Source organism: Rubritalea sp., assembly GCF_039830215.1.
Classification (GTDB): Bacteria; Verrucomicrobiota; Verrucomicrobiia; order Verrucomicrobiales; family Akkermansiaceae; genus Rubritalea.
Genome location: NZ_JBDOPO010000329.1, coordinates 1 through 1,968, shown reverse-complemented (window position 1 = coordinate 1,968; position 1,968 = coordinate 1). Strand labels below are relative to the sequence as shown.

Here is a 1,968-nt window from a genome sequence, read left to right as displayed (position 1 = left end):
ATTGCTTCTTCCTCATTACGAGCCCTGATAGTGCGTTGTCCTTTCTTACCATTGTGCTTTTCGAATGCCACGATAAAAGTCGTCATGATTAATCTCCTTGATTATACTAATATTATACCATAGACGCATGAGATTTGCACATTTCACCTTGTCCTATTTACTATTTTATATTGTCCCCGACTTTCATAACTACAGTGCTCCTCGTTCGATAAGCTTTTTAGCCACAACATATCCCAGCTCTTCAAGCCCACCATTATCACTCGCTGCGCTAGACTTCATGACCTCAAGCAATTGGCTGAGTATCGCAGTTGAGGTTTCCTCCGCAGCCAGACTAAGGAGGTGATTAAGTTCTTGTAGTTGTTCTCTAGTCATTATTTTCCATCCATTTGTGCCTAATCAGTTGATTGCCAGTGTAGCATTGATTCCCCATGTCTGTCAAGACCCAGTACAATGCGAATTCTAGGTTATCCGGGAACGCAGTTGACTCGGGAGTTGCTGTAATCATTCCAATCTTTCCCGCTTGCTGGCACAATCTAAGTGCTACCAAATCACCGACTTGCACTGATTACCTCCAGCTCATCCAGGTAAAACTGTCCCATCTCGCCCAAGAGCACGACATTAGCCAGTGGAAGCGTGGACGAAGCATGGAGTAGCTCGACGATCATGCCGACCTGACCGTAGCAGTCTGGCCAAGCCTCTTCAGGAGCATTTTGGACCTGAAAGTTTCCTTTGACTAAAACCATATCACCGATTTTCATTATACATTCACCGAGTTAGTTTTCCGACCGAAGCCTTCCATGTTTAGTTCAGCTCCGAGGTCGCGGGCAATCTCAAGTTCTCTTTTATGAGCAGCTGCCTTACCACGAACAACCTCAAGAATCTCTTTGTTGAATGATTCCGGACCATGAGTTCTCATTGCACGGTAGAGAAGAGTGTTCTTACAATAGACTGTAGCGTTACGAATATGAGCATCAAAGCGAATATTCATGGACCGTTTGTATGCACGAGTCCTAGCGACTGTGAGTCCGACATAACGCTCACCAGTGGCTTCACATGTGAGGAGGTAGATGACTTGGTTCCGGTCGTTTCTACGTTTGCGAATCATGTTAGGCTCCTTGGTATGTCTATATTATACCACACCTCTCATAACTTTGCACGATTCTACCGGCTTCCTATCACCTTTCGTATAGCTATTCTTGACATTCTTAAGTGCCTATGTGATGCTGACTTGTGAGATCCTTCTTTACCTTCACACTCGCTTATCAAGATTTCGATCATTGTTTCTATTGTTCTTACCCTGGCGGTTTGATCTTTAGTTAGAGGCATATGATCACCCTACAACAATCAAGTCTTCTCGATCACAATACAGCTCACGTCCTGTTTCAGTATCTAAAATCTTTACCTGTCCAGATTCCATGTGATAACCATGAGACACCCTACATCGCGCCCTTAACACTTCATACACCATTTCTGTATTCAGCCTCTGATACCTATCCTGTGGTGGTAGGCGAGATTCACCCGCATCATCGAAGTTGATACTGAATGCATCTTCACCCTTAGCTCTTGCCTCTCGGGTTGCTGCACGCTTATCCTCGTACCATTCTTCAATTTCTTCTCTAGTTAGATGATAGAAACCTTTGATGGGCGGGTCCCAAGATGGATCATCAACTGGAGCAGCCTTTACAAGACCACCCTTTCTAATCTTAAGTTCTTTGTTTTTCATTTTATGTTCCCTATTTTAGTATCCCCAGAATTCTCTAGTTCTCTTCAGACTTTCTTCAGCCTTAGCTTGATCTTGCAAACTCACTGTTCTTACTCGGATATCTCCATCATCATCAGCACCAAGGACTTCCCAGCCATTTTTTGCAATAACAATATATGCATCAGCTTTTAGAACTTTGTCATCAATATCACAGTTACTGAATCCGAATTGTGGACGGTTAGAATCTGAAAGTATTTCACCAATAT

The 1,968-nt window shown here is 43.4% G+C and carries 5 protein-coding genes; all 5 read right to left on the bottom strand.

Annotation, left to right across the window (positions count from 1 at the left end):
* Nucleotides 1–189: 189 nt before the first annotated feature.
* Complete coding sequence (locus ABGY95_RS11165; protein WP_347441762.1) at nt 190–372, bottom strand: hypothetical protein; 183 nt, start codon at nt 370–372, stop codon at nt 190–192.
* A gap of 176 nt (nt 373–548) precedes the next feature.
* Nucleotides 549–743 carry a hypothetical protein gene (locus tag ABGY95_RS11160; RefSeq protein ID WP_347441761.1) on the bottom strand — a complete coding sequence of 65 codons (195 nt, stop codon included), beginning with the start codon at nt 741–743 and terminating at the stop codon, nt 549–551.
* A 14-nt stretch (nt 744–757) separates the two neighbouring features.
* The gene (locus ABGY95_RS11155; RefSeq protein ID WP_347441760.1) at nt 758–1,105 is read right to left on the bottom strand and encodes a hypothetical protein; all 348 of its coding nucleotides are present in this window, start codon (nt 1,103–1,105) and stop codon (nt 758–760) included.
* 225 nt (nt 1,106–1,330) lie between these two features.
* Nucleotides 1,331–1,723, bottom strand: a complete 393-nt coding sequence (locus ABGY95_RS11150; protein WP_347441759.1) for a hypothetical protein — start codon at nt 1,721–1,723, stop codon at nt 1,331–1,333.
* Nucleotides 1,724–1,738: 15 nt separating this feature from the next.
* A partial coding sequence (locus tag ABGY95_RS11145; protein WP_347441758.1) for a hypothetical protein occupies nt 1,739–1,968 on the bottom strand: 230 nt, incomplete at its 5' end.